Annotated in this window: 22 protein-coding genes and 1 tRNA gene; 16 read left to right on the top strand and 7 right to left on the bottom strand. The window is 61.0% G+C overall.

The window, feature by feature from the left end:
• Window positions 1–141: 141 nt before the first annotated feature.
• Window positions 142–1,074: a T9SS type A sorting domain-containing protein gene (locus tag IPJ76_07855; protein QQR88111.1), complete on the top strand. Its 933-nt coding sequence runs from the start codon at window positions 142–144 to the stop codon at window positions 1,072–1,074.
• 298 nt (window positions 1,075–1,372) lie between these two features.
• On the opposite strand, the gene ppk1 is transcribed toward IPJ76_07855, so the two are convergent.
• Entirely contained in the window at window positions 1,373–4,030 is a 2,658-nt protein-coding gene (gene ppk1, locus IPJ76_07860; protein ID QQR88112.1) for a polyphosphate kinase 1, read from the bottom strand.
• 83 nt (window positions 4,031–4,113) lie between these two features.
• Between ppk1 and IPJ76_07865 the strand changes: the two genes are divergently transcribed.
• The 7 genes from IPJ76_07865 (at window position 4,114) to nuoF (ending at window position 10,052) form a co-directional block, all read left to right on the top strand.
• Window positions 4,114–5,172, top strand: a complete 1,059-nt coding sequence (locus IPJ76_07865) for a hypothetical protein (GenBank protein ID QQR88113.1) — start codon at window positions 4,114–4,116, stop codon at window positions 5,170–5,172.
• 66 nt (window positions 5,173–5,238) lie between these two features.
• Window positions 5,239–5,601 carry an NADH-quinone oxidoreductase subunit A gene (locus IPJ76_07870; GenBank protein QQR88114.1) on the top strand — a complete coding sequence of 121 codons (363 nt, stop codon included), beginning with the start codon at window positions 5,239–5,241 and terminating at the stop codon, window positions 5,599–5,601.
• 20 nt (window positions 5,602–5,621) lie between these two features.
• Window positions 5,622–6,215, top strand: coding sequence for an NADH-quinone oxidoreductase subunit B (locus tag IPJ76_07875; protein QQR88115.1), 594 nt, complete (start codon window positions 5,622–5,624; stop codon window positions 6,213–6,215).
• A 176-nt stretch (window positions 6,216–6,391) separates the two neighbouring features.
• A complete protein-coding gene (locus IPJ76_07880; GenBank protein ID QQR88424.1) occupies window positions 6,392–6,799 on the top strand; it encodes an NADH-quinone oxidoreductase subunit C in 408 nt (135 codons plus the stop codon).
• Window positions 6,796–8,034 carry an NADH-quinone oxidoreductase subunit D gene (locus tag IPJ76_07885; GenBank protein ID QQR88116.1) on the top strand — a complete coding sequence of 413 codons (1,239 nt, stop codon included), beginning with the start codon at window positions 6,796–6,798 and terminating at the stop codon, window positions 8,032–8,034. Before IPJ76_07880 ends, IPJ76_07885 begins: the two co-directional genes overlap by 4 nt.
• A gap of 1 nt (window position 8,035) precedes the next feature.
• The gene (locus tag IPJ76_07890) at window positions 8,036–8,590 is read left to right on the top strand and encodes an NAD(P)H-dependent oxidoreductase subunit E (protein QQR88117.1); all 555 of its coding nucleotides are present in this window, start codon (window positions 8,036–8,038) and stop codon (window positions 8,588–8,590) included.
• Between the two features lie 109 nt (window positions 8,591–8,699).
• A complete protein-coding gene (gene nuoF, locus IPJ76_07895) occupies window positions 8,700–10,052 on the top strand; it encodes an NADH-quinone oxidoreductase subunit NuoF (GenBank protein QQR88118.1) in 1,353 nt (450 codons plus the stop codon).
• 4 nt (window positions 10,053–10,056) lie between these two features.
• On the opposite strand, the gene IPJ76_07900 is transcribed toward nuoF, so the two are convergent.
• Window positions 10,057–11,097 carry an adenylate/guanylate cyclase domain-containing protein gene (locus tag IPJ76_07900; GenBank protein ID QQR88119.1) on the bottom strand — a complete coding sequence of 347 codons (1,041 nt, stop codon included), beginning with the start codon at window positions 11,095–11,097 and terminating at the stop codon, window positions 10,057–10,059.
• A gap of 109 nt (window positions 11,098–11,206) precedes the next feature.
• Between IPJ76_07900 and IPJ76_07905 the strand changes: the two genes are divergently transcribed.
• Window positions 11,207–12,847 carry a T9SS type A sorting domain-containing protein gene (locus tag IPJ76_07905; GenBank protein ID QQR88120.1) on the top strand — a complete coding sequence of 547 codons (1,641 nt, stop codon included), beginning with the start codon at window positions 11,207–11,209 and terminating at the stop codon, window positions 12,845–12,847.
• Between the two features lies 1 nt (window position 12,848).
• Here IPJ76_07905 and IPJ76_07910 read toward each other — a convergent pair whose 3' ends face one another.
• Window positions 12,849–14,834, bottom strand: a complete 1,986-nt coding sequence (locus tag IPJ76_07910; protein ID QQR88121.1) for a mucoidy inhibitor MuiA family protein — start codon at window positions 14,832–14,834, stop codon at window positions 12,849–12,851.
• Between the two features lie 100 nt (window positions 14,835–14,934).
• Here IPJ76_07910 and lipB point away from each other — a divergent pair, with 100 nt between their 5' ends.
• Window positions 14,935–15,666: a lipoyl(octanoyl) transferase LipB gene (gene lipB / locus IPJ76_07915; GenBank protein QQR88122.1), complete on the top strand. Its 732-nt coding sequence runs from the start codon at window positions 14,935–14,937 to the stop codon at window positions 15,664–15,666.
• Between the two features lie 19 nt (window positions 15,667–15,685).
• On the opposite strand, the gene IPJ76_07920 is transcribed toward lipB, so the two are convergent.
• Window positions 15,686–16,327, bottom strand: coding sequence for a hypothetical protein (locus tag IPJ76_07920; GenBank protein ID QQR88123.1), 642 nt, complete (start codon window positions 16,325–16,327; stop codon window positions 15,686–15,688).
• Between the two features lie 56 nt (window positions 16,328–16,383).
• On the opposite strand from IPJ76_07920, the gene IPJ76_07925 reads away from it, so the two are divergent.
• The 3 genes from IPJ76_07925 (at window position 16,384) to IPJ76_07935 (ending at window position 18,104) form a co-directional block, all read left to right on the top strand.
• The gene (locus IPJ76_07925; protein ID QQR88124.1) at window positions 16,384–17,553 is read left to right on the top strand and encodes a serine hydrolase; all 1,170 of its coding nucleotides are present in this window, start codon (window positions 16,384–16,386) and stop codon (window positions 17,551–17,553) included.
• Between the two features lie 6 nt (window positions 17,554–17,559).
• Window positions 17,560–17,964: a hypothetical protein gene (locus IPJ76_07930; protein QQR88125.1), complete on the top strand. Its 405-nt coding sequence runs from the start codon at window positions 17,560–17,562 to the stop codon at window positions 17,962–17,964.
• Between the two features lie 69 nt (window positions 17,965–18,033).
• Window positions 18,034–18,104: transfer RNA gene (locus IPJ76_07935), tRNA-Cys, on the top strand.
• A gap of 42 nt (window positions 18,105–18,146) precedes the next feature.
• On the opposite strand, the gene IPJ76_07940 is transcribed toward IPJ76_07935, so the two are convergent.
• Window positions 18,147–19,610, bottom strand: a complete 1,464-nt coding sequence (locus IPJ76_07940; protein ID QQR88126.1) for a hypothetical protein — start codon at window positions 19,608–19,610, stop codon at window positions 18,147–18,149.
• Between the two features lie 76 nt (window positions 19,611–19,686).
• Between IPJ76_07940 and IPJ76_07945 the strand changes: the two genes are divergently transcribed.
• From IPJ76_07945 to IPJ76_07955, 3 genes are read left to right on the top strand one after another with little or no spacing between them, the layout of a single operon-like run.
• Complete coding sequence (locus IPJ76_07945) at window positions 19,687–22,056, top strand: hypothetical protein (protein QQR88127.1); 2,370 nt, start codon at window positions 19,687–19,689, stop codon at window positions 22,054–22,056.
• A gap of 2 nt (window positions 22,057–22,058) precedes the next feature.
• Window positions 22,059–22,760 (top strand): DNA repair protein RecO, encoded by a 702-nt coding sequence (gene recO / locus IPJ76_07950; protein QQR88128.1) that lies wholly within the window; start codon window positions 22,059–22,061, stop codon window positions 22,758–22,760.
• Window positions 22,761–22,803: 43 nt separating this feature from the next.
• Entirely contained in the window at window positions 22,804–25,023 is a 2,220-nt protein-coding gene (locus tag IPJ76_07955) for a S9 family peptidase (protein QQR88129.1), read from the top strand.
• Window positions 25,024–25,625: 602 nt separating this feature from the next.
• Here IPJ76_07955 and IPJ76_07960 read toward each other — a convergent pair.
• Window positions 25,626–25,853: a hypothetical protein gene (locus IPJ76_07960; GenBank protein ID QQR88130.1), complete on the bottom strand. Its 228-nt coding sequence runs from the start codon at window positions 25,851–25,853 to the stop codon at window positions 25,626–25,628.
• A 156-nt stretch (window positions 25,854–26,009) separates the two neighbouring features.
• Complete coding sequence (locus IPJ76_07965) at window positions 26,010–26,528, bottom strand: ferritin (GenBank protein QQR88131.1); 519 nt, start codon at window positions 26,526–26,528, stop codon at window positions 26,010–26,012.
• Window positions 26,529–26,644 lie beyond the last annotated feature (116 nt).

Here is a 26,644-nt window from a genome sequence, read left to right on the forward strand (position 1 = left end):
TGGCCGGATCCACCCGCGCGGCAGCGGGCCGCTCATGGCGACTTGTCCGGTGCTGGTCGAACATAACCGCCCATCCAACGCTTCGCCCAACCGTTGGCCACACAATGCTGCTAGCTTCACACCACCAAAACCCTTGTTGTCATGAAAAAACCCCTACTCACTCTCACAGCTCTCAGCCTTGTTGGAACGGTGACCGCGCAAACGGTGCTCATCAACGAGGACTTCGATTCCTACAGCGTTGGTTCGGCCCCGGCCACCGTGAATCCTGCCGCGTTCGCCCTTTGGCCGGGCGGGGGGGATCAAATTGTAACGGACTCGATCGCCCACTCCGGCACCCAAAGCATGGCGTGCATAGCCAGTGCTGCTGCCGGCGGCCCCGGCGATCTTCTGCTCCTCTTGGGCGACCAGACCAGCGGTTCCTTCACCCTCAGCTGGTGGATGTATATCCCATCCGGCAAAGGGGGATACTTCAACATCCAACACACCGAGGATGTCAGCGCACCCTCGTTCGCCGCCGAGGTGGTCTTCCTGGACGGTGGATCGCTCGATGGTATGGCCGATAACACGGCCATCACCGGCAGCTACACACAGGACGCATGGTTCCAGGTGAACCTGTTCTTCGACCTGAACGACAGCACGGCATCTTTCCTGATCGGGTCCACACCGATCGCCACGTGGGACTTCGCCACTGAAACCGATGGCGCAGTGGGACCGAACTCGCTGGGTGCTATCGACTTCTTCTCGTACGGCGGTGGTGCACCCACGGTCGGCGAGTACTACGTGGATGACATCTCCTACATCCAACTGCCGGGCGGCATTGGCATGGGCGAGTTGGCTACGGCTGCTGAGTACAGCGTCTATCCGGTCCCCACAAGCGATGTGCTGACCTTGGCTGGCCCGGCCGGCCGCCAAGCCCAATGGCGTTTGTTGGATGCCACGGGCCGCGTTGTGATCTCGGCTTCGGTTGCAGCAGAGCGCAGCGACATCGATGTGTCCGTGCTGAAGGCTGGTGTTTACACCATGGAAGTGCTGCACGGCGACCAGCTGGAGCGCCATACGGTAGTGCGCAACTGAGCGTCTGTCCTGTTCCGTTGGAAACCCCGCCCAGATGGCGGGGTTTCTGCTTCCGCGCCAGTTGAAAACCCGTTGACCTTCCAAGGAAGTGGCCTTCGGAGGCGGACGATCTTTGTTAACGGAACAATAGAACGGGCCCCTCGCGGGTTCATCTTTGGACTGCCCCGGGATGTTGACGTCCCGGCTTGACATAGTGGATGCATACGGGGAGGGCCGGTTGCAGGAATCAGGGACCTGCAAGGATCATCGTCTCATAGGGTTAGGTAAACCGAGCCCTCCCCACCATCCGCTCACTCACTTAACGGTTCCGGCGCTTTAGCAGTACATAGGTCTGCTCCTGACTTCGCAACGCTGCGTGGCTCCGTGGGCGTTTTCGCATGGCGTTTCGAAGGCTTTCATCGACCACGCGGGCTTTCACGTTATCGCGCCACTGGAGCCCAAGGACATCGAGCACTTCCCGGCGCAGCGCATCGTCCACGATCGGGAAAGCGCATTCGATCCGGCGGTCCATGTTGCGCTCCATCAGATCAGCACTGCTCAGGTACACCAAGGGGTCCCCATCCTTGTGGAACACATAGGCCCGGGCATGCTCCAGATAGCGGTCCACAATGCTGATCACTTCGATGTTGGCGCTCAGGCCAGGAACGCCGGGCACCAAACAACAGATGCCCCGGACAATGATGCGCACGGGCACCCCGGCATTGCTGGCGTGGTAGAGCTTGCTGATGAGGGCCCGGTCCTCCAGACTGTTCAGCTTGAGCAGGATGCCCGATGCTTTTCCTTGTCGGGCGCGGCGGGCCTCATCATCGATCATCGTCTCCAGGGCCGGCCGTAACCCGTCGGGGGCCATCAAGAGCCGTTTGGTGCGCAGGGGGGTGCGCCGATCGGCCAAATGGCGGAAGACGGCCGCCACCTCCTCGGTGATCTCCGGTCTGCTGGTGATCAACGCGATGTCGGAGTAGATGCGCGATGAGCGTTCGTTGAAGTTGCCGGTGCCCAGGTAGGCGTATCGTTTGTTGCGGCCGCCCTCCGTGCGATCGATGAGCAACAGTTTGCAGTGCACCTTGAGGTTCGCGTAGCTGTAGAGCACCGTCGCGCCGGCCTTCTCGAGGCGTGCACCCCAATACAGGTTGCTGCCTTCGTCGAACCGGGCTTGCACCTCCACGAAGACGGTCACCTTTTTGCCGCGTTCCAATGCGTTGAGCAGCTCGGCACAGACCGCACTTCCATCGGCCACGCGGTACAGTGTAACGGCGATGCGCTTCACCGCAGGGTCATGCGCCGCTCGTTTCAGCCAGTCCACGATGTGCGCGAAGTCGTGATAAGGGAAGTGCAGCAGAACGTCGCGGTGCCGGGCCGATTGGAAAAGCCCTCGCCCGCCGCGCAGTGCATGAGGGAGAATGGGCGTATGCTTAGTGTCGCGCAGCGCTGCCTTTCCATGCAGTGGAAGCGTGAGCAGGTCGCTCATGTGGTGGTGTCGGCCGCCAGGCACTAGGTCGGCAGGCACAAGGCGCAGGGCCCGCACAAGAGCATTCAGCATACCGGCGGGCATTTCACTGTCGTACAGGAACCGGGCGGGCACACCGGTCTTGCGCTTCTTCAAGCTGCGGCGCACTTTGTCCACCATGTTCTCCGCGTACTCCTCCTCCAAGTGGAGTTCGGCATCGCGGGAGAGCTTGATGCTATGGCAGGCCATCACCTTCTGATCGGGGAACAGATGCGGCAGACCGATGCGCACGACGTCGTCGAGGAACAACAGGTCGCGTTTGCCGCGCGCAGACGGTAGCTCCACGAAGCGACCGAGCTCCGAGCTCGGGATGTTCAACAGCACCTGCCGCTCTTTCCGGCCCTGCTTGATGCGGCACGTGAAATAGAGCTTGCGGTCTTCCATGAACGAAGCGCCGCCCCCACGGACGGGGACCGATCTGATCAGAGGGGCGGCATGCTGCAGGAACCAGCGTTCCACGAACACCAATTGCTTCCCCGAAAGCGCCTGGGGGCCGAGCAATCGGATGCCCTGCTTGGAGAGCGCGGGAAGAATGGTGCGCCGCCAGACCACGCCGAACCGGCGTTGCTGCCCGACCGCCACATGGTTCAGCGCAGCGACCAGCTTGGCCGGTTGCTCGGCAATGACCTTGCGTTGTTTGCGTTTCAGTTGCGCAAGGCTGCGCAAGCTGGCCACCCGCACCCGGTAGAACTCATCGAGGTTGCTGCTGTGGATGCCAAGGAACTTCACACGCTCGAACAGCGGCACCTTCGGGTTCTCGGCTTCTTGCAATACCCGCTCATTGAACGAGAGCCAGCTCAGGTCCCGTGCGATGAAGCGCTCCTGCACGGCCTGCACGCGTGCAGCTTCCCGCGACCCCGAACGGCGCTGTTTCAGGTCGGCGAGGTTGATCGCTTTCTGCATGCCGAAACGCCGCTGCGCGTAGCGCGTATGGAAGCGATGACCCTCGAGGTATGCGATGTTGGCGTTCAACCATGCTTTGGCGGTGGGCGGCTTGGGCAGCCGGTGCGACAACTCTTCGCGCAGTCGCTCGCTCTTGTCAAGGAAATCGGGCTGGCCAGCCTTGGCTTGGTCGGCATCGCGCAACACGGCCTGCAACGGCCCGCGCGGCGACACGCTCGGCCGTGTGGCCATGATGAGGGCACGAATCCGCAACTGATCCACGGCCGACACCCCGTGCCGGGCAAGGAAGGTCGACGCGATGCGCGCGCTTTCCTTCTCGTGGCCCTTGGCCTTGCGGGCGTAGCCGGTGTCATGGAACAGAGCGGCGAGCTCCACCAAACGGAGATCATGCGCGCCCAAGCCGCTGGCACGCCCAATGGCAAGCGCCGTGCGCGTTACGGCCAGGGTGTGCTCCAGATCATGGAAGGTCAGGTGTGCCGGAATGCGTTCGGCGAACCACTTTCGCACAAAGGCGCGGGCTTTAGGGAGCAACGATGCGTGGGCCATGGACCGGCGCAAAGTACCCGGGTCGGGAACCGCCCGTGTTAAGCCGCCGTAGGACCGCCCGATATATTTGACCGGACCCCCACATGCAGATCGACACGGCCCATACGCTGTACCAAGCCTTGGGCAGCGACCGCAGTGCGTGGGTTTTCGCGGGGGCTTTCCGCGACGAGCATACAGCCGACCTGATCCAACTGGGAGAGGCTTTCGCGGACCGGGCCGAAGCCGGGCGCGACGTTCGCAACCGGTTGGCCTATGTGATGGTGGAGGCTTTCCAGAACGTGGTGCGGCATGGTGTGGCCCATGACGCAACTTCAAAAGGCACCATGCTGCTGCGCGACTGCGGCAACGGCTTCGAGGTGGTCACCACCAACCAAGTAGGTGCCGAGGACAGCACGAAGCTCCGCGCGGCCATGGAGCACCTTGCCGGGTTGGACAAAGACGAGCTGAAAACACTCTTCCTGGAGCGGCTACAGGGCAATAAAGTGAGCGATCGTGGCGGCGCTGGATTGGGGTTGATCGAAATGGCACGACGCAGCAACACGGGACTGCGCCATATCATCACTGCCGGAGACGGGGCGGAGGGGGCGTTCGGACTGGCTGTCTCCATTGCCGCCAAAGACTCTGCAGGCTGCGCACCGCTCGACCTGTCACCACAAGGCTGGTCCGCTCTGCTTGGCAAGCATCGGGTGCTATCGGCCTACCGCGGGAACATGAATGCGGGCATCCAACAAGTGGTACTTCGCATGCTTGAGAAGGGTGCCGACGGGGATGCCGTGCGTGGCAACATCCACATGCGGGCCTGGCTTTCGGCGACCGAGCTCGTGGAGAGCATCCTCGGTCCCGAGGTATCCGAAGTGGTGTTGGTCCTGGGTCGGGGTAACGAAGGTGATCGCATGGCCATCGGCATGTACATGGCCCCTGCCGCCGCCGACCGGCTGGACCTGGCCGTGAAGGAGGCCAATGATCTGAGCCCGTTCGAGCAAACGCGTCGCTACCGGGAAGTGCTGCTGGAGAAAGCCCAAGGCGGAACCCCGGTCGCACTGCCTCTAATGGACCTCTTGCGCACGGGCGGTGGCAAGCTGGACATGATGAAGTGCGGCAACAGCGAGCGGGTGTTCGTATCGCTGGGCCTGAACGTCTGATCGCGCGTGCTGATGGGCCATCTTTGCGGGGCTGGCCGCCGAGCCCTTTCTTAGCACCGCCTTCCGATGCATACACCGCAGGACTACATCCCGATCGCGATACAGACCATCATCGCCGTTGGCTTCGTAGCCATCGGTTTGGGCGCGGCTGCATGGCTGGGGCCCAAGCGCAGCGGCCGGGTGAAGAACGAGAACTTCGAATGCGGCATTGAGCAGGAAGGCAACGCCCGGTCGCCGTTCAGCGTGAAATACTTCCTCATCGCCATCCTCTTCGTTCTGTTCGATGTGGAGGTGATCTTCATGTACCCGTGGGCGGTCAACTTCAAGACGCTTGGGCTGTTCGGCCTCGTGGAGATGTTCCTGTTCCTGGCCTTCGTGCTGGCCGGGTTCTTCTATGTGATCAAGAAAGGCGCGCTCAAGTGGGAGTGAAACGGATGGACTGAACGACCATGAGCAACGAGATCATCCGCCCCAACACCGCCGTAGAACCTCGTCCTGCGTTGGGCAAACCCACCGTGGTGCCAGGCCCCCAAGGCCACGAAGGCGCCGGTTTTTTCGCCACACGCCTGGAGGATGCCGTGGGACTGGCACGCCAGAACAGCATTTGGCCGTTGCCCTTCGCCACCAGTTGCTGTGGCATCGAGTTCATGGCCACCATGGCCAGCAACTACGATGTGGCGCGTTTCGGCATGGAGCGCCTCAGCTTCAGCCCGCGACAGAGCGACCTGCTCATGGTGATGGGCACCATTGCCAAGAAGATGGCCCCGGTGGTGCGCGAGGTGTACACGCAGATGGCCGAGCCCAAGTGGGTGCTCAGCATGGGCGCGTGCGCCAGCAGTGGCGGCATCTTCGACACGTACAGCGTGCTGCAGGGCATTGATCGGATCATCCCGGTGGATGTGTACATCCCGGGCTGCCCTCCACGACCAGAGCAGGTCATCGATGGCATCCTGAAGATCCAAGCGCTCGTGGGCCAAGAGGGTTTCCGTCGCCGGTACAGCAAGGAGTACGAACATCTGCTCAAGACCTACAAGATCGACTGAGGAGCAGAAAGAGACTCACGCGGAGACGCGGAGAGCGCGGAGAAAACCAACCCGACCAAAGCGTGCCAGCCTTCGCCATCAAAGCAGACCAGGACCAAGCGGTGGTCGATTCGTTGATCACGACGTTCGGCGAGAACATCATCGGCATTGTCACCCCGAACGCAGCCGAGGGGGACATGATGGTCATCACGGTGAAGAAAGCCGCGACCCATGATGTGCTCAAGCACTGCAAGGAGCAGTTGGGCTTCAACTTCCTCACCACCCTATGCGGCATGCACTACAGCGAGCGCGAAGCATTGGGCCTCGTGTTCCACCTGCACAACATGCGCGGCGGACACCGCATCCGCGTCAAGACCGAAACGCCGATCAAGGATCCGGTGTTCCCCACGTTCACCGACCTGTGGGACACCGCCAACTGGATGGAACGCGAGGCGTTCGACTTCTACGGTCTGGAATTCAAAGGCCACCCGAACCTGAAGCGGATCCTGAACATGGAGGACTTCCCGGCGTTCCCGCTTCGGAAGGACTACCCGCTGGAGGACCCTACGCGTGAGGACAAGAACGATAGCATGTTCGGCCGATGAGCAAAGAGATCGTACGTCCCGACTACTGGCAGCACGATCTGGTGCCCGCCGATGACCACAAGGAGCTGAACACGCTCAACCTTGGTCCTACGCACCCCGCCACGCACGGCATTTTCCAGAACGTGCTGACGCTGGACGGCGAGGTGATCCAGAGCGCCGAACAGACCATCGGCTATATCCACCGCGCGTTCGAGAAGCTGGCCGAGCGCCGCCCGTTCTACCAGATCACCACCCTCACCGACCGGATGAACTACTGCAGTTCGCCGATCAACAACATGGGGTGGCACATGACGGTGGAGAAGCTTTGCGGCATCGAACTGCCAAAGCGTGTGGAATACATGCGGGTGATCATGATGGAGCTGGCGCGCATCGCCGACCACGTCATCTGCAACAGTGTGATCGGTGTGGACACCGGTGCGCTCACCGGCTTCACCTACATCTTCCAGCAACGCGAGAAGATCTACGATATCTACGAGGAGGTCTGCGGTGCGCGTCTCACCACCAACATGGGCCGTGTTGGCGGGTTCGAGCGCAACTTCACTGACAAGTCGTGGGAGTTGATCCGCGCCTTCGTCAAGGACTTCCCCAAGGCGCTGAAAGAGTTCGAGAACCTGTTGATGCGCAACCGCATCTTCATGGACCGGACCATCAACTGTGGCGCGTTCCCTGCAGACAGGGCGTTGAGCTATGGATTCACCGGCCCCAACCTGCGGGCCTGCGGCGTGGACTATGACGTTCGCGTTGCCGACCCTTACAGCGGCTACCAAGACTTCGAGTTCATCATCCCGGTGGGCCAAAGCGGCGACACGTACGACCGCTTCATGGTGCGCCAGCAGGAGATGTGGGAGAGCCTCAGCATCATCCGGCAAGCACTCGAGAAGCTGGACAAGATCACGGACAAGAAGACCTTCACCGCCGATGTGCCCGAGTGGGTGCTGCCACCCAAGGAGGCCGTGTACAACCAGATGGAATCGCTCATCTGGCACTTCAAGATCGTGATGGGCGAGACCGCCGTGCCGATCGGTGAGGTGTACCACTGCGTGGAGGGTGCGAATGGCGAGCTTGGCTTCTACTTGGTGAGCGATGGCGGTCGCACCCCGGCGCGGCTGCACTTCCGGCGCCCGTGCTTCATCTACTACCAGGCCTACCCGGAAATGATCAAAGGCAGCATGTTGAGCGACGCGATCCTCACCATGAGCAGCATGAACGTGATCGCGGGAGAACTCGACGCTTGAGATGGGCGCCACGATCAAAGCCGTCACCACCAAGGAGGGAACGCCTTCCTTCAGCTTCAGCGATGCGGCGCTGGCCGAATGCCGGGGCATCATCGCCCGCTACCCACAGGGCCGCAGCAAGAGCGCACTGATCCCCGTGCTGCACATCGCGCAGACGGAGAACGGCGGCTGGCTGAGCGTGAACGCCATGGACGCCGTGGCCCAATTGATGGGCCTGCAACACATCGAGGTGTACGAGGTGGCCAGCTTCTACAGCATGTTCCACCTGCACCCGGTGGGCCGCCATGTATTGGAGGTGTGCCGCACTACACCCTGTATGGTGCGCGGCAGCGACGACATCATTGCCTATCTGGAGAAGAAGCTCGGCGTGCACGCCGGCGAGACCACCAAGGACGGCATGTTCACGCTCAAAGGCGTGGAGTGCTTGGGCAGTTGCGGCACGGCACCGATGCTCCAGTGCGGGGCCAAGTACCACGAGAACCTCACCTTCGATCGTGTGGACGCACTGCTGGACGAATTGCGCAACCAACCCAAGAGCAACTACACTGACCGATGAACGCAAAGTTGCGAGTGGTGAGCGGTGAGTGGCAGCATGGCCCCATTGCGCTTGGGATGACAAGGCTGCCACTCACCACTCACCGCTCGTCACTCGCTACTTCTTGAACATGGGCCGCAAACTCCTGCTCCTGCACGATAACGTGCCCGGCATCCAAGGCTTGGACGTGTACCGCGCGAACGGCGGCTACCGCAGCGTGGAGAAGGCGCTGAAGACCATGGCGCCGGAGGCCGTGGTGGAAGAAGTGAAGAAGAGCGGACTGCGCGGTCGCGGTGGTGCGGGCTTCCCCACGGGTATGAAGTGGAGCTTCCTGGCCAAACCGCCCGGTGTGCCCCGCTACCTGGTGGTGAACGCTGACGAAAGTGAGCCGGGCACCTTCAAGGACCGCTACTTGATGGAGCGGATCCCGCACATCCTCATCGAGGGGATGATCACGAGCAGTTTCGCACTGGGCGCCAACCTGGCGTTCATCTACATCCGCGGCGAGTACTTCTACGTGAGCCGCATCCTGGAGCGGGCCATTGAAGAAGCGCGTGCAGCAGGCTGGCTTGGGAAGAACATCCTCGGCACGGGCTACGACCTCGACATCCATGTGCAAGTGGGGGCTGGCGCGTACATCTGCGGCGAGGAGACCGCGCTCCTGGAAAGTCTCGAAGGCAAACGCGGCAATCCGCGCATCAAGCCCCCGTTCCCTGCGGTGAAAGGCCTCTACGAATGCCCCACCGTGGTGAACAACGTGGAGACCATCGCAGCCGTGGTGCACATCGTGAACGACGGTGGCGAGGAGTACGCCAAGATCGGTGTGGGCAAGAGCACCGGCACGAAGCTCATCAGCGCGGGCGGCAACATCAAGCGCCCGGGCGTGTACGAGATCGAACTGGGCGTGTCGTGCGAGGAGTTCCTCAACAGCGATGAATACTGCGGCGGTGTGGAAGGCCGCGCGTTGAAGGCCGTTGTACCGGGCGGCAGCAGCGTGCCCATCATTCCGGCCGAGCTGTACTTCAAGACGGCCAAGTTCGAGCCGCGCCTGATGACCTACGAGAGCTTGAGCGATGGTGGCTTCCAAAGCGGAAGCATGCTCGGCTCGGGCGGATTCTACGCGTACAACGATGCGCAGTGCATCGTGCGCAGCACCTGGAACCACACGCGCTTCTATCATCACGAAAGTTGCGGCCAGTGCAGCCCCTGCCGCGAAGGCACCGGTTGGATGGAGAAGATCCTCTACCGCTTGGAGCACGGCCAAGGCCGCACCGACGATATCGACCTGCTGTGGGACATCCAGCGGAAGATCGAAGGCAACACCATCTGCCCACTGGGCGATGCCGCTGCATGGCCCGTAGCCAGCGCCATCCGTCACTTCCGCGACGAGTTCGAGTTCCACGCCAAGCACCCCACCAAGGTGAAGGACCCGAAGCACTTCGAGAAGGAACCGTTCCGGAAGGAGGTGAAGGCGTTCGCTTGATCGCTCAGCGCGCGGTCGCGCTCGCCTTGTTGTCCACCTTGTCGATCGTCCACAGCGCCACGGCGTTCCGTTTGCCCTGCAGGCTGATCTCCCCCATGGGCCTGCGCTGGTAGCGGCCTTCCGGCAGGCGCAAATGATCCATCAGGTCCTGGCTCAGCAGGATGTCCACCCCCAAGCGGTTGCAGCTGTTCTGGATACGCGCGGCGGTGTTCACGGCATCGCCGCTGAAGATGGGCTCCTTCTTCACCAATCCCACTTCGCCGGTGGTCACCGCGCCGCAATGCAAGCCAGCCTTGAACTCGGGCAGCAGGCCGTACGTGGCGCGGTAGTATGCCTCGCGCTGCTGTAGTTTTTCACGGATGCGGAAGAAGCACTCCAGGCAGCGTTGCTCCTTCAGGCCACGCTGCATGCGCCATGTCACGCTCACTTCATCGCCAACGTATTGGTACACCTCGCCGCGCGTGTCAATGACGGGGTCGGTGATATCGGCATAGACGTCGTTGAGCAGGCTGAAGTATTTCTTGTGCCCCAGCTGCTCGGCGATGCTGGTGCTGCTGCGCATATCGAAGAAGAGGAAGATGCGCTGCTCTTCGCGCGGGGTGCTGTACCGTCCGAACAACAGCGCAATGCCGCCGCTGCCGTACTGATCGCTGATGCGCACGGCCATCATCAACACGCCAGCCACCAGCACACCGAACACATAGCGGCCGACGAACGCATAGGACCCAACGGGGAGTTCCGTACGCCAAGCCACCACCAGGAACACCACGAGCAACAAGATGCTCACGACGCCCCATGCGCTGAGGAACGCGAACTGCCGCAAGCGCGGTCTCAGCACGAACAGGTGCACCAACGCGAAGACCAACCCCGCTGCCGCCCCCGAACCGGCGAAACGCAGAAGCGTTGGTACGAACGCTGCATCGAGCCCCACCTGCTCCAACACGACGGCTTGGAACAACGCCGCCAAGGCGCCCAGCACGGCCACGACCAATCCCATTCGCAGCGTGCGCTGGAAGCGGAGGATGGTGCGGGACCGAGTGAGCATGACCGGAAAACCGCGCGAAGCTATCCGGGCGTGTTGGTTGAATGTTAAGACGCAGTCGGTATGGACTGAAGTCAAACAATGAACATCTTTGAAGTAGAAGGTCCAAGCCATGGAAATGAAACCCTCCGCTCGACAGATGGTCGCCGTTCTTACTGCTGTCGTTTTCTCCACCGCCGTCCTCGCGCAATCGGAATTCCAGAAGTTCATTTCCGCACCCACCGGTGATAGCTTGTGGAGCTTCTCATTCCACCCGACAGCCGATGGCGGTGGATTCGGGGCGATGAAGCTGGACGGAGCCCAGTACGCAGAGCGGATAATCCGCTTCAACGGCGCCGGGGTTCCGCAGTGGAACAAGAGTGTCCACTTCACAGCAGCGCCCGCTTCCGCGATCGCGGCTCATGCCGGTGTCTTGGCCGATGATGGACTTTTGCTTTGCGATCGCGCGTATTGGTCCATGGTCGATCAGGACAGCAGCGTCCTTCACCAGACCATCGCAAAATGCGACACCACCGGAAACCTTCTTTGGGCGAAACGATATGCGCAACCGGTCGAAACGCCTGCCATGTTCTACGGTGCAAAGCGCATCGACGCGCTCGCAAACGGGTCCAGCATCGTAACGAACTACGGGCTCAGCACGGTTGGTGTCGGGGATATCTCCCATCTATGCATTGCGGCCGACGGTACTTTTCTCTGGTCGACCTCTTGGCCAACCGCATTCACCTTTTGTCAGAGCCTGGAGTTGGCGTCGGCAGCAACGACTGATGGTGGTCTAGTTGTCGCCGTTGCCTGTGGCACGTCAAGCGGGGTCATTGAGACTTGCAAACTCAGCTCCTCCGGATCCATGCTTTGGCATCGTACGATCGAGGTTAGCAATGCCCCTTGGAAGACCGGACTGATCGCCATGGTGGCTGGTCCGAACGGTGGCGTTTTATTGACCGGCCACCGCGAGGCCGGCCAGTTGATGTACAACTATGCGATCTGGATGGATGCTGCTGGCGATGTCTACCGGCACCGTTGGGAGCCGAACCAGCGTTACTTCAAGCCACTGCTTTGGACCGATGGCGGTATCTGGCAGACGACCCATTGGGGCTGGACACACATGGACACCACAGGGTCTTTCGTTGACCGAACCTTCGAGCTTCTTCCAGGATGGTGGAGTGCGCCCATCTGGCGGACCAGAACCGTGAATGCCGATGTGTTCTCCCTGGATTCGCTGTGGCTGGCCGGCTACCACCGTGAACAGGACACACAGTTCGGCTTTACAGAGGTGCGTCCGTTCCTGATCAGAACGGCCCTCGATCCGCTTGTTGGATGCAACTTCATCGAGTTGCCCAACCAACTGATCAACTATCTGGAACCGCCGGATTCCTTGGTCGAGGTTTTCGACCTGCCCTTGATCGTTCCGGTTGCAGCCACTGTGGTGGATACTGCGATGATCGTTGTGGATCATCCGGTCAACACGACCTACGACTTCTGTTCGTTGGTTTCAGTCCAAGAACACCAAGTGTCGACCTCAATAACCCTCTCGCCTATCCCCGCCATGGATCAGATCGTTTTCGAGGTCCCGTTCACCGGTGGGGCGGGGGGCTCTTGGACGATTCTCGACCTGTCAGGCAGGCATGTCATAGCTGGACCTCTTGGCATAGACGTTCGGCAAACGGTGGATGTTTCAACCCTCTCGGCCGGGACCTACGTGCTCCAGTGTTTGGCCGAGGGAAAACGGTCCTCAGCGCGATTCGTCAAGCAGTAGTTCACTCCAGCACCACCACCCGTTCCTTCGGCACCTTCACACTATAGCCGAAGCGCCACTGCTGGTTGGTGCGGGGCCCCACCGCGACCTTCCATGTCAGGAAGCCCTTCTCGGCGTTCACCTCGGCCCCGCCGTCCTCGTCCAGCTTCACTTCTATTTCGTTGCGAGCGGCCACTGGGAACTGATCGGTGATGGTGAGTTCGATAGCCTGCGGCTTGTTGTTGCGCACGGCGATCTCCCAGCCCACGCTCTCGGTGCGTTTGTTGCCCACCACTTGCCGCTGGCTGAAGTCCTTGCGTTTGGTGCGCTGCACGCTCACGCCTTTGTCGCGGCCCAAGCTGATGTCCAGTGTGTCGCCCACACCACCGAGGTCGAGCAGGCTCTCGCCCACGTAGGTCCCCTCGAAGTAGATATAGGCCGGACCTGCGAGCAGGTTCAAACCCTCCCATCCTGTTACCTGTGCAAAGAGGAAGGCATCGAGGTCGAGCTTGGGGGTGCAGTAGTAACGGTAGGTGCTCTTCAGCTCCTGCTCCTGCACGCCCACTTGGTGGTTCTGGCCGTCGCTGGGGATGGTGTACGGCACGCTGATCGGGAACTCGAAAGTGGTGGTCCGCTGAACGACGGCTTCGGCCAGGCTCGTACTGGCGCTTACGTTCTCTATGGCATCGTAATCGTCCTCCCCGAATTCGATCTTTTGACGACGGATGCGACGAGTGCTGTTCAGTGACACCACGCCCGAGTGACCCGGCAGCAAATGGTCTGCCTCACCCGACATGCTTGGCATCGCCTCAATTTGCTTTGCGCTGAGCCTTTCGACACCCGACCTACGGATCTGTAGCTCTTTCAGCTCAATGGACACGGGCGCCATGTTCACGTTCATGGTGCCGTTGTAGATGCTGAGGTGCTGGCTCTGATAGCCGATGTAGGTGAACTGCAGCGTGCGGCCCAACGCGGGAATAGCGATGGCGTAGTAGCCGTCGGCATTCGTGGCGGTGCCGTTGAGGATATTGCCCCCTGCATCCATCAGGGACACGGTGGCAAAGGGGAGCGGTTCGCCGGTGGTGGCGTCGCGCAATATGCCGCGCACATCGCGCACATTGGCGTTGTAGTTCTTCTCCGTGGCGTACGCGCTAGGTGGCATACCGAAGTCGAGGCGCCAGGTGCGCAGCTCCGGCATGATCGCGTCTTTGTTCGGCTGGCCGCTACTGAGGGCAAGCTGCACATCCTTCCATTCCTCACCTGTGCTCTGGTACACCTGCGCTTTGTAGGTGAGCTGCAACGGCTTAGTGATGTCGGCCACACGGATGTCGTAGCTCGGGCTCCAGCCGGCGCTGCGCACCATGTACTTGAGCGTGAGGGCGGCTTCAACAGCGGCGTTCGCGCTCACCTCCACGAGCACCTCGCTGGTTGCGCGCGCTTTCTTGCCCTGCACTTGGTTCAGTTGCAGTTGCAGCTTCCTGAGCTGTTCGTTCAGATCATCAACACGGGCATGGCGCTCCAATCGCTTCAGTGCGATACCCTCCTGCCGCGCCAGCAAGTAATCGTTAATGCTGCGCAGTTGCTCGAGGCTCAGCCCTTGGTCACCCGCAATGACGTCGTTCTTCGCCAACCGCGCGTCTTCTTTCTCAAGCACGGCCAAGAGACTGTTCTCCTTGGTCAGGTCGGCCTCCGCCGCCTTGATCCTTGCCTTCAGCTCGGTCACTTCGGCGCGGTCCAGCTTTTCCTCCAGGTAGTTCAGCCGGTGCTGCACGCCCAGGATGGTGAATGAGCCGTTGCCGCTCACCTGGATGTTGGCGGGGTCCACCTCGTCGCTCAGCCCCGCAAACAGCAGCGTGCTTGTGCCCTTGGGCAGGTCGATACTGCCGGTGCGTGTGACCTCAGCACCGCTCAGGAACACCTTCACGGCAGTGATGCGGGTGGTGATGGGTTTTTCCGCGCCAAACGACAACAGGGGTGCTAACAACAGGGCGAGGGTCAGGGTTCGCATGGGGTGGGTTCAAGGATGAAGATGCACAACGCATTGTCAATGCACAGCGTATGCGCGTGCACATCCCAACTTCGCGCCCGCCTGTACACCTCTGGTCGCCATGCGTTCGGTCCACTTCCATGATCTCGGCCTCATCGACTACACCACCGCGTGGGACCTGCAGACGCGGCGTTTCCAGCAGACCATCGACCGCAAAGTGGCCAATCGCGACAAGACCGAGGAAGACCAAGTACCCACCGAGGACCACCTCTTCTTCTGCGAGCACCCGCATGTTTACACCCTGGGCAAGAGCGGCAAGCAGAGCCATTTGTTGTTGAACGCGGACGGTCTGCTCGAGCGGGGCGTGCAGTTCTTCCCGATCGACCGCGGTGGCGACATCACTTACCATGGTCCAGGGCAGATCGTGGGGTATCCCATCTTCGATCTTGACCATCACTTCACCGACATCCACCGCTTCTTGCGCACGTTGGAGGAGGCTGTCATCGGCACACTGGAGGTCTATGGCATCAAGGGCGGCCGGATCGATGGCCTTACCGGTGTGTGGGTCGACGCCGGCCAACCTGCGAAAGCACGGAAGATCTGCGCTTTCGGCATCCGCGCAAGCCGGTGGGTCACCATGCACGGCTTTGCCTTCAATGTGAACACCGACCTCTCCTACTTCAACAATATCGTTCCCTGTGGAATTGCGGACAAGGGTGTGACGAGCCTTGCCTGGGAGCTGGGGCGGCAGGTGGACATGCACGAGGTGAAGGACCGGTTGAAGTTGGAGCTGGCGGACCTGTTCGATGTGGAACTCGTGCCGGGCGCCACCCTGGCACTGCCACCGCAGTGATCCCATCAATACGAGCGGCTCACTTGAGCACCACACGGATCATGTCCAGCTCCACCTCGAAGGAGCTTCCGGGGCGCTTGGCAAGTATCGTCTCCCGCAGGGCGTCCAATGTGGGGTAGTCGTTCCGCCCCACAAAGAGCCGCGCGTCATCGATCAACAATACGTGCGGGTAGGGTGAGACGAGGATGCTTGCCAGTTCCGCATCGATGGGACAGTCAACATCACCGCGCGCCGTAACCCCCGCGGAGTAGTGCCCGTCCAGAAAGAAGAGGGCCGTCGCGTCGAGCTTGGGTACCAGGTCCGCAAGAACTTTCCCGCTGTCGCCTTGGTGGATGGATACATGGCCATGGTCTTTGAACCGGGCCACGGCCTTGCGCCATAGCACCTCACTAAGCTCCACACTGTGGATGCGCTCGAACTTCCCGAGCTGCGCTCGCACCATGGCACCGAACGCGGTCCCCGTCTCGATCAACACCTTGGCCCCGCTCTGTTGGCGGTACCGCTCGATGATCCGCTGCTTGATCAGGTGAGGTACCGGCACTCCCCTAGTGCCGTTCTTTTCCCACCGGGTCAGCTCGTTGCTCGCCCTGTGATCGTAGTACAGGTCCCGGATGTCTTGGGGGATCCATTGCAGCAGTGGGGAGAGAAGGCGTTGCAGCACGGCCGTGAAGGTACCGCCCAACAACGGGCGGTACTACAGGTGGCTACATTCGCTGCATGCGCTTCCTCCGCAAGATCCTCCTCTGGCTCGCCGGCATCCTCGTGGTGCTCGCCGGGCTGCTCTATGCAACGGGCAACAAGCACATCCTCAGCGGTGTGCGCTTCACGTACCTCATTGGCCGCACCGCGCCCGAGATCGACGACCGCGACTTCTTTCCCAGTGAACCGATCGCTGCACGCAACCCGCAACCTTGGCCCATGCACCGCATGAACGGCCAAGTGGCGCTCGCGACCGCCGATGAGGACAAGCTCAAAGAGCTGCACTCCGTTGGTTTCGTGGTGATCAAGAACGACAGCCTGCTCTACGAGAACTACTGGAACGGCTGGAACGCCGACAGCGTGAGCAACAGCTTCAGCGTGGCCAAGAGCTACGTGAGCCTGCTCACGGGCATCACCATGCAGGAAGGCAAGCTGGACAACGTGTTCCGGAAAGTCGGGGAGTTCCTGCCGGAGTTCGATGATGCCGACTGCAAGAAGGAGATCAACCTGCGACATGTGCTAACGATGAGCACCGGGCTCGACTGGAGCGAGAGCGGCGCCGATCCGTTCAGCGACAACGCCAAGGGCTACTACGGCGACGACGTGCGCGCATTGTCGTTGGGCCAGCCCTGCCGTGATACGCCGGGAACCAAGTTCGACTACATCAGCGGTAGCACGCAGGTAATGGCCGAGGTCTTGGAGAAGATCCATGGCCAACCCTTGGACCAACTGGTGCAGGAGAAGATCTGGGGACCGCTCGGCTCGGAGCACGAGGCGTACTGGGGCAAGGACCGCCCGGACGGTGACTTCAAAGCGTTCTGCTGCTTGTATGCTACCGCGCGCGACTTTGCCCGTATCGGTCAATTGTACCTCGACAGCGGTCTGTGGCGCGGCAAACGCATCCTTCCGTTGGAGTTCTGGCAAGCGAGCATCACACCCGCCGACCTTTCCGACGGAGATGGCCCTAACAAGCGCTACGGGTACTTCTGGTGGCTTGCTGAGCTGGACGGGAAACCCATCTGGTACTGCCGCGGCTTCCACGGCCAGTACGTGGTGGTGATCCCGCACGAGCGCACCGTGATGGTACGCACCGGCATGAAGCGCGAAGAGGTGAACAAACAGGGCCACCCGAAGGATGTGTTCGAGTGGATCAGGATCGCCCGGAACATCACTTCACAAGCCCGTTGAGCCAGGATGAAGAAGGACATCATCGTTCCGAAGGTGGAGGGCGTGGCCATGGCCGTGGTGCGCGAGGAAGAGGAAGATGGAAGTGCGGCTTGGTACGTGTACCTGCTCAACCGGAAGGATGTCAGCCTGAGCAACGTCCTTGTCAGCTCCCAGGGTTACGGGCAGGTGAAGGATGAGCAGGTGCGCACCAGCGAACTGCGGCACTACATCGAAGAGCTGCAACCGCTCCACTACGCCCGCATCGAGCGCATCATGGAAGATGTGTTCGCGCTCAGCAACCAGTACTGGCTGAGCTTCTACGTCGGCACCACCATCTTCGACAAGAAGTACATCTTCCTTCCGGAGAGCATCCAGGAAGAGAACTTCACCACCGTTCCGCTCATCAACAAGCGCGGTGTGCTCATCGAGTAGGGTCTTGGCTGCGGACTATCGGGCAACGGCGTGGAAGGTGTCGGCGCCTATCTTCGCCGCCCGCTCAACGGTCGCGTGGCCGAGTGGCTAGGCACAGCTCTGCAAAAGCTGCTACTGCGGTTCGAATCCGCACGCGACCTCGATCAACCGAATGCCTCGACAATGTCGGGGCGTTCGTGCGTTCAGGGGGTCTTGATGAACCGGGCTGCGCGAGGTGTGCCGAGCACTGGCTCCGTGACGAACGAATAAACACCCGTCCGCAAGTGTTCGATCCCGATGGCGCTCGTTGCCAAACGCCCGAAGTAGACCACGGCACCGTGCTGGTCAACGATCCGGAATGGTGTTCCGGGCTCTGCACCAACGACGGAGATCCGATCGGAAACCAATGTGGGATAAATGCGAAGTGCCGGCTGTTGCGCACCATCCGCCAGCCCCACATCATCCACCACTTGGGCGCTCCGGTAGTGCACACTGTTCGTGGCCGCATCCTGCCAGACCAAGTGGAACACACCATCACGGAACGCAACATCCGGATTCTTCTGCGAAGTGGCCAGGGCGAGGTTCACCGTATCGGGGTCGGACATGCCGCCCCACCCTGACACGCTCCAACGGAAGAGGATCTCGAACTGGCCGACCTGTCCCTGCTGCCAGGCCACACCCAGTGTATCGCCAGCCCCCGCAATGCGGGGGTAGTTCTGGCTCTTGTTCATCGGCTGGCCCGGGTGCAGCTCTACAAGGGTCCCTGCGGCAAGTGTCGCTGGGTCGAAGCTGCGCCCATAGCTCTTGGTGCCGTTCACCTCCGCGCTCATGAAAACACAGTGCACACTGTCCGTAGCGAAATAGGCATCAGGTCCACTGCTCGGGCATGCGGCAATGGTCCATCCTGTTGGGTCCACCTCTGCCCCGTCCAAGAAGGAGGCCCCACCATTGTAAGAGACCGCCGCCCACACGGTGCGCAGATCATTGAAGTTGTTGCGGAAAAGTGCGACCACCGTGTTCCCGTTCGCGACCACGGTACCGGTGCAACAATCGCACGCCTCGCCCAGCGCCACCGGTAGGCTCACGGGCACCTCGGGCAGCACTGCGGTACCACCACCCGTCGTGCGCAGGAGGACATACTCGGCCTCTGACCAACCGATGACCGTCCGCATCACGAGTATCACCGCTTCTCCGTTGTCCATCGATGCGACCGATGGCATCTTGTACTCGTGACCGACCGGGGGGTCGATGCGAAGAGTGTCCGTTGCTCCGGGGATACCCCCGCTCGTGCGGTGCAGATAGATGGGGCCCTCGGCCATCATGCCAGCCCCATAAACAGCCCATGCTCCGTTCGCGTCGGCAGCACTCTCGGGCCCGGTCCAGTCGAGCACATAGGGATGTCCCTCAACCTCCCCGCTGAGCTCGGAAAGGATCCAGTTGGCTCCGTCCTTAACCCCCATGCGCACTGTGTGCGTGGCATCATCACCCCACAGGACCACCGCCTTTCCATCAGCCGTTGCGTGCACCCGTGGCCGCAAATAGTCCGATCCGCCAGGCCCCACCTGCTCCTCGGGGCCCCACATCAGGGTCTGGCCAAGTGATCTGCCGGGCAGCAGCCCAACTGCGATCATCACCACCGACGGGATCACAGCAACAGTATTCCTCATGGATGCACGAAATTCGCCCTGCGCACAAGGTATGTGCTGCTGTTGCGTTAGGAACGCGCATCTGACCCCTCTGATAATGAACCGTTCGACCCTGTACTTGCTCGTTTCGGCTTCCTCGCTCCTGCTGCCGCCATCCCTGAATGCGCAAGTGGCCATTGGTGAGTGGCGAGAGCACTTCCCCTACCGCCAGACCTTTAACGTCACTGAAGGGGGGGGGAAGGCTTGGTGTGCTTCACAGACCGCCGTTTTCAGTTTCGATCCGGCCACGTACGAGTTCGAGCGGCTGAGCAAGGTGAACCGGCTGAACGATGTGGGCATCCGTTCCATGCGGTGGAACAATGCGCTCAGCATGCTGGTAGTGGGGTATGACAATGGCAACCTCGACCTGGTGAGCGCCGGTAGCACCTACAACCTTAGTGACATCAAGCGCAGCAGCATCCTGGGCGACAAGGGCATCAACCACATCCGTTTCGAGGGACCCCTTGCCTATTTGAGTTGTGGTTTCGGCATCGTGGTGGTGGACCTGTTCGCAAGGGAGATCCGGGAAACATGGCTTATCGGGCCCGGCGGCTCGCAGCTCATCATCAACGGAACCGAAGTGCATGGCGACAGTGTGTACGCCGCCACGGAGAGTGGTCTGTATGCCGCCTTGCGCACCTCTCCGAACCTTGCGGCCTTCACCAACTGGCACAAGAACCAAGCTGTTCCCGTACCCAACGGCGAGTACAGCGACGTGCTATCGTTCGGTGTGCGTTTGCTCGCGAACTATCGAAGCCCGCTTACCGATGCCGACACCTTGTACAGCTACGACGGTGCCTGGCAGAAAGTGGCCGGAATCGACCCACAGATCACGAACCTATCGCTCGAGAAGAACGTCAACGGCGATCGGCTGGTGATCACACACCGGTTCCATATCCAGTTGTTCGACAGCTCCTTGCAGGAAGTGCTGGCCCAGTACGGCTATGGAACACAAACACCCTTCCCGGCCACGGCCATTCCCAGCGAGAGCGGCCACCTGTGGATCGCGGACAGGGAGAACGGATTGGTGCGCGGTTATGGCAACAGCAATGGAGAGATGCTCTACCCCAACGGACCAGCGAAGACCAGTGCCATCGGAATGAGCGCTTCAGGCGGGACCTTGTTCGTTGCCTCCGGTTCGGTGGCCACCAACTGGTCGAACAACTTCCGGAAGGACGGCGTGCACCACTTCAAGGACGGCGAGTGGCGCACCACCAGCAACGAGAACGATCCGCTGATGGCCACCGGCGCCAATTCCTACGGAGGGGCGGTCAACGACATCATGGCCGTGGCCGTGGACCCGAAGGACCCGAACCACGCCTATGTGGGCTCGTGGGATGATGGTGTGCTCGAGTTCAACAACCGACAGCTCACCACCATTCACAACCAGGACAACAGCAACGGCGCCCTACAGATCTTCTCTCCGCTGGGCGGCGCGAACGCGGTGCTCATCGGGGGACTGGCGTTCGACACCGATGGCAATCTGTGGGTGAGCAACGCCAACGTCACAAACCCCGTTGTGGTGCGCAAAGCGAACGGCATTTGGAAGAGCTTCAACCCGGGCACGGTCCTCAACAACCAGACGTTGCTGGGCAACATCGTGCCCGCCACCAACGGCTACAAGTGGTTCGTTCGCCCCCGCGGCAACGGCATCCTCGTTTTCAACGATGGCGGCACCATCGACAACACGAGCGACGACCAATACAAGGTGCTGAACAACTTCGAGGGAAGCGGCGGCCTGCCCACTACCGATGTGCTGGACATTGCGGAGGACCTGGACGGCGAGATCTGGGTGGGAACGGGCAAGGGCGTCGCTGTCTTCTACAACCCGGATGCGATCTTCACCAATAGCGATTTCGACGCACAGCAGATCCTCATCGAACAGGACGGCAACGTGCAGATCCTGCTGGAGACCGAGGTGGTGACCTGCGTTACGATCGACGCCGCCAATCGCAAGTGGCTCGGCACGGTGAGCAGCGGGGCATATCTCGTGAGCGCCGATGGCACCGTGCAACAACAGCACTTCACCATCGAGAACAGCCCGTTGCCCAGCAACAACGTCACCGACATTGCCATTGATGAAGTGACAGGTGACGTGTTCATCGCAACTGACCGCGGCATCGTGAGCTACCGGAGTGACGCCATTGGTAGCGCGGTGGAGGCCGACTGCGCCAAGGTGTATCCGAACCCTGTTCGCGAAAACCACACCGGGCCCGTGGCCATCACCGGGCTGGTGCGCGACAGTGAAGTGAAGATCACCGATATGAGCGGCAATCTTGTTTATCGCACGACGAGCCTCGGTGGGCAGGCTGTTTGGCCGGGAACCGACATGGTCGGCAATCGTGTGAGCAGTGGTGTGTACCTGGCCTTCAGCAGCAACAGCGATGGCTCGCAGAAGTGCATGACCAAGGTGCTGGTGATGCGTTGATCATGTTCGTTTCAACCCGCGCCATAGTCCTGCGGTCCGTGCGGCACAAGGACCGTGGCGCCGTCGTTACCTTGTATACCGAGCACCACGGCTTGCGCAGTTATGCCGCCCGCGTTGGTGGAAAGAGCGGGCATCCCCCCGCGCTCTTCGGGCCTTTGCAGCGCCTGGTGGTAGTGGCCAGCGAACGTAGCGACCGCGACATCCACCAACTGCGCGAGGTGAGGACCGATCAACCGTTCGCCAACGTAGGCTCGGATCCTTTGCGTGGAAGCGTCGCTTTGTTCATCCAGGAAGTGCTCCTGCGGACCCTGCGTGCCGAGACGGCCGATGCAGAACTGTTCGCGTTCGTGCAGGATGCGTTGACGGAGCTGGATGGCGGCGACCGCACCCAGCACTTGCCGGTCAGCTTCCTGCTCGGGCTATGTGATCGGCTGGGCTTCGCTCCAGCGATGGACAGAACAGGTCCGGCAACCTGGTTCGACATGGAAGAAGGTGCGTTCACCACCACCGAACCAGCGCATCCACACGCCTTCGGCGGAGCAGCGGTCCACCTGTTGGGCGATCTTCTCGGCGGACGTACCGACAGCAAGTACGCTTACGCACGGAAGGACCTGCTCGATCAACTGCTGCTCTACTTCCGGCTCCATATCGCTGGCTTCGGTGAGCTTCGTTCGCCTTCCGTGTTGAAAGCCGTTCTGGCTTGAGCGATCGGCGCGAAGTCCGCGATCCTACCTTCGGCGCACCGCCATGCGACACCTTCTGCAACTTGTTGCGCTCACCTTGTTGATCGCATGCGGCAACGACCGCTCCAGTATGCCCACCACCACGCTTCCTGCGCCACCGCAGGCCGAGAAGATCCCGTTCCAGCTCACCGCCCACGGCCACACCCGCATCGATGAATTCCACTGGATGCGCCTGAGCGAGGAGCAGCGCAACGCAGCGCAGCCGGACGAGCACACGCGCAAGGTCCTCGACCACTTGAAGGCTGAGAACGCCTACACGGAAGCGGTCCTCGCTCCCGTGAAGCAATTGCGGGAGGACCTGTTCAAGGAGATGAAAGCGCGCATCAAGGAAGAAGACCTGAGCGTGCCGTACCGCGAGAACGGCTACTGGTACGGCACCCGCTTCGAGACCGGCAAGGAATACGCGGTGCACATGCGTCGTGCTTCGGTCAACAAGGACGAACCCATCCCCGATCCCATGGCCGAAGGGTGGCAAGACATCCTGAACGAGAACACCATGGCCGAGGGCCACGACTACTTCGACCTGGCCGACTTCGAGGTGAGCCCCAACAATCGCATTTGTGCCTATGGCGTGGATACCGTGAGCCGCCGCCAATACACGCTTCGTTTCCGCGACCTGTCCACGGGACAGGACCTGCCCGATGCCATCACGAACACCGATGGTGGTGGTGCATGGGCCGATGACAAGACCTTCTTCTACAACCGCAAGGACAAAACCCTGCGCAGTTTCAAGATCTTCCGCCATGTGCTCGGCACAGACCCGAAGACCGATGCTGAAGTGTTCCATGAGAGCGACGCGACATTCTCCTGCGATGTGTTCCGCAGCCGCAGCGACAAGTTCGTGGTGATCACCAGCGGCAGTACGCTCAGCACCGAGGAGCGCCTGTTGCCCGTGGATGATCCAATGGGAACGTTCCGCGTCTTCCTGCCGCGCGAAGAGGAGCACGAATACAGTGTGCAGCACATCCCCGGCGTCGATGGAAAACCGGGCAAGTTCCACGTCCTCACCAACTGGCAGGCGAAGAACTTCAGGCTGATGGAGTGCCCGGAGAACGCCACCGGCAAAGAGCACTGGACCGAGGTGATCCCGCACCGCGATGACGTGTTGCTGGAGGATGTGGAGTTCTTCCGCGACCACATGGTGATCAGTGAGCGGCGCGAAGGCCTCACACACTTGCGCGTGCGCCAATTGAGCACGGGCACCGAGCATGAGATCGCCTTCAACGATCCGGCCTACGTTGCTTACAGCGGTACCAATCCCGAGTGGGACAGCCATCTGCTGCGTTACGGCTACACCAGCCTTACCACGCCCGGAAGCGTATACCAGCATGATCTGAGCAAGCCGCAACAACCCGACGTGCTGCTGAAGCAACAGGAGGTGGTGGGCGGCTACGACGCCGCGCAGTACAAGAGCGAGCGCGTGTGGGCCACGGCCAAGGACGGCACGCGTGTGCCCATGAGCATCGTGTACAAGAACGGGACACCCCTGACTGGTTCAGCACCCTTGTTGCTTTACGGCTACGGTAGCTACGGCGTCACCATGGAGCCCACCTTCAGCAGTGCGCGACTTTCGTTGCTCGATCGTGGGTTCGTCTTTGCGCTGGCGCACATCCGCGGCGGCGAAGAGCTTGGCCGCGCTTGGTACGAGAACGGGAAGATGGAGTACAAGGTGAACACCTTCACCGACTTCATCGCCTGCGCGGAGCACTTACTGGCGAACAAGTACGCCGACCCCACGCGCCTCTTTTGCATGGGCGGCAGTGCGGGCGGTCTGCTCATGGGTGCCGTGGTGAACATGCGGCCGGAGCTCTGGCGTGCGTGCGTTGCGCAAGTGCCCTTCGTGGATGTGGTGACCACGATGCTCGACAGCACCATTCCATTAACCACGGGTGAATACGATGAATGGGGCGACCCAAACGAGAAGGAGGCGTACGACCGCATGCTCTCCTACTCGCCCTACGACAACATCAAGGACGTGGCCTACCCCGCCCTACTGGTGACCACAGGTCTGCACGACAGTCAGGTGCAATACTGGGAACCCGCCAAATGGGTGGCCCGCCTACGCGACCACAACAAGGGCACGGCACCGATCCTGCTGCATACCAACCTCGAGGCCGGCCACGGTGGCGCCAGTGGGAGGTTCCAGCGCTTGAAGGAGATCGCGTTGGAGTATGCGTTCTTGCTTGAGCAGGCAGGCTTGGTGACGGAGGCTGGGGTGAAGTAGTTGTCATGGATCTCGTTGTGGACGTTCTGCTTTGGACCGGCCAAGCAGCCGATCAACTTGCAATACTCCATATCTGGTGCGTATCCATCTGGGTCATCCTGCGCAATGTTCCGCTTCGCCCACTAGCCCCAATTGGATGGATCATTGGGATCAACGCCTTGGCACTTGCTTCGTCCTTGCTCATATCGGCGATGGTCATAGCCATCCCCCTTGAGTACGCGGATGACCCGGAGTATGGGCTCTATTCGATCTGGAACAGAGCCTTCGGCCCCGATGCGTGGAGCTTATGGTTGCATACGGCCCCGGTACTTGCCGGACTGCTCCTTCTACTACCGGGATTCCTTGGCTCGTGGCGAAAGGGGATGATGGTTGCGGTGATTGCCTCAATGGTCCCACTACTACGAATCACCATGGAGCGGGCCCTGGACCCGCACTCGCCTTCATGTTGGTCATTGAGGTACGACATGAGCACCAGCACAGTACTCAGGGAAATCACATTGGCGCTTGCTCTTCTATTGGCCGTTGTGCGGCGCATTTGGCCACTGGCGAACCGTCCAGCAGGTTGATCCGATCCGGCGCGAGTGCTGCGCGAACGACCGCCCTCAGCTCGCGATGCTCTCCACGTGCACGATGTCCTCGGGCTGCAACGGGATCACGTTCACAGGGGCGCTGTCGTGCTGCAGCTTCTCGTAGTCGCGCACACTGGAGAAGAAAAGGCGCTTGGTGCTGCCGTTGTCCACTTCCCAGATCACACCGAACACCTCCTTGCCGCTGCGCAGCTTGAACTTGCAGTGCTTGTTGGCGAAGGGGCGGATGCGTGTGAGGTCCATGGCGTTGACGTGAACTCCGGCGATCGTGTTGCGCCAAAGTAGATCGGCGTGCAGGCGTCGCGCCAGTCGAGTTGTGAACAGCGCTGTCCCGTCTGTTCAAAAACGCACCGGGCCACGCACATCGTACGTGGCCCGGCGATGATCATCGTGTTGTTATCAAGCGCCCTTCTTCTGCGCGCCCGGACCACTGGACATACCAGCAAGGTCGCGGTCGAAGAGATAGAGCCCGCCCTTGTCGCCACCGATCATGTTCAGCTTGTCGATGAGCGTGCGTGCCAGTGCCTCTTCTTCGATCTGCTCGCTCACGTACCACTGCATGAAGTTGTGGGTGGTGTATTCCTTTTCCTTCAGGCAGAGGTCCACCACCTTGTTGATCTCGCCCGTGACTTTCGTCTCGTGCGCGAAGAGGTCCTGGAAAATGTGCGTCAGGCTTTTCCAAGTGCGCGGTGGTGCAGGCAGCGCGGGCACCACCGCGTGGCCGCCGCGCTCGTTCACGAACTTCACGAGCTTCAATGCGTGCATGCGCTCTTCGTCGCTGTGGCCGTACAGGAAGGCGGCAGTACCACTGAGACCCTGCGTCTCGGCCCAGCTGGCCATGGCCAGGTAGATCTGGCTGCTCATCGCCTCCGTTTGGATCTGCGCGTTCAGCGCAGCTTCGATCTTCTTGGGTAGCATCTGATTTTTGTTGGGCCCGAAAGGTAACCGCACGTGCGGGCTTCCAGGGAAAGACGCATCCACGGATAATGCGGATGAAGATGATGTGCTCTGCGGACGGCGACCGGAAGGCAGCG

The sequence above is a fragment of the Flavobacteriales bacterium genome, assembly GCA_016699575.1.
Lineage (GTDB): Bacteria > Bacteroidota > Bacteroidia > Flavobacteriales_F > PHOS-HE28 > PHOS-HE28.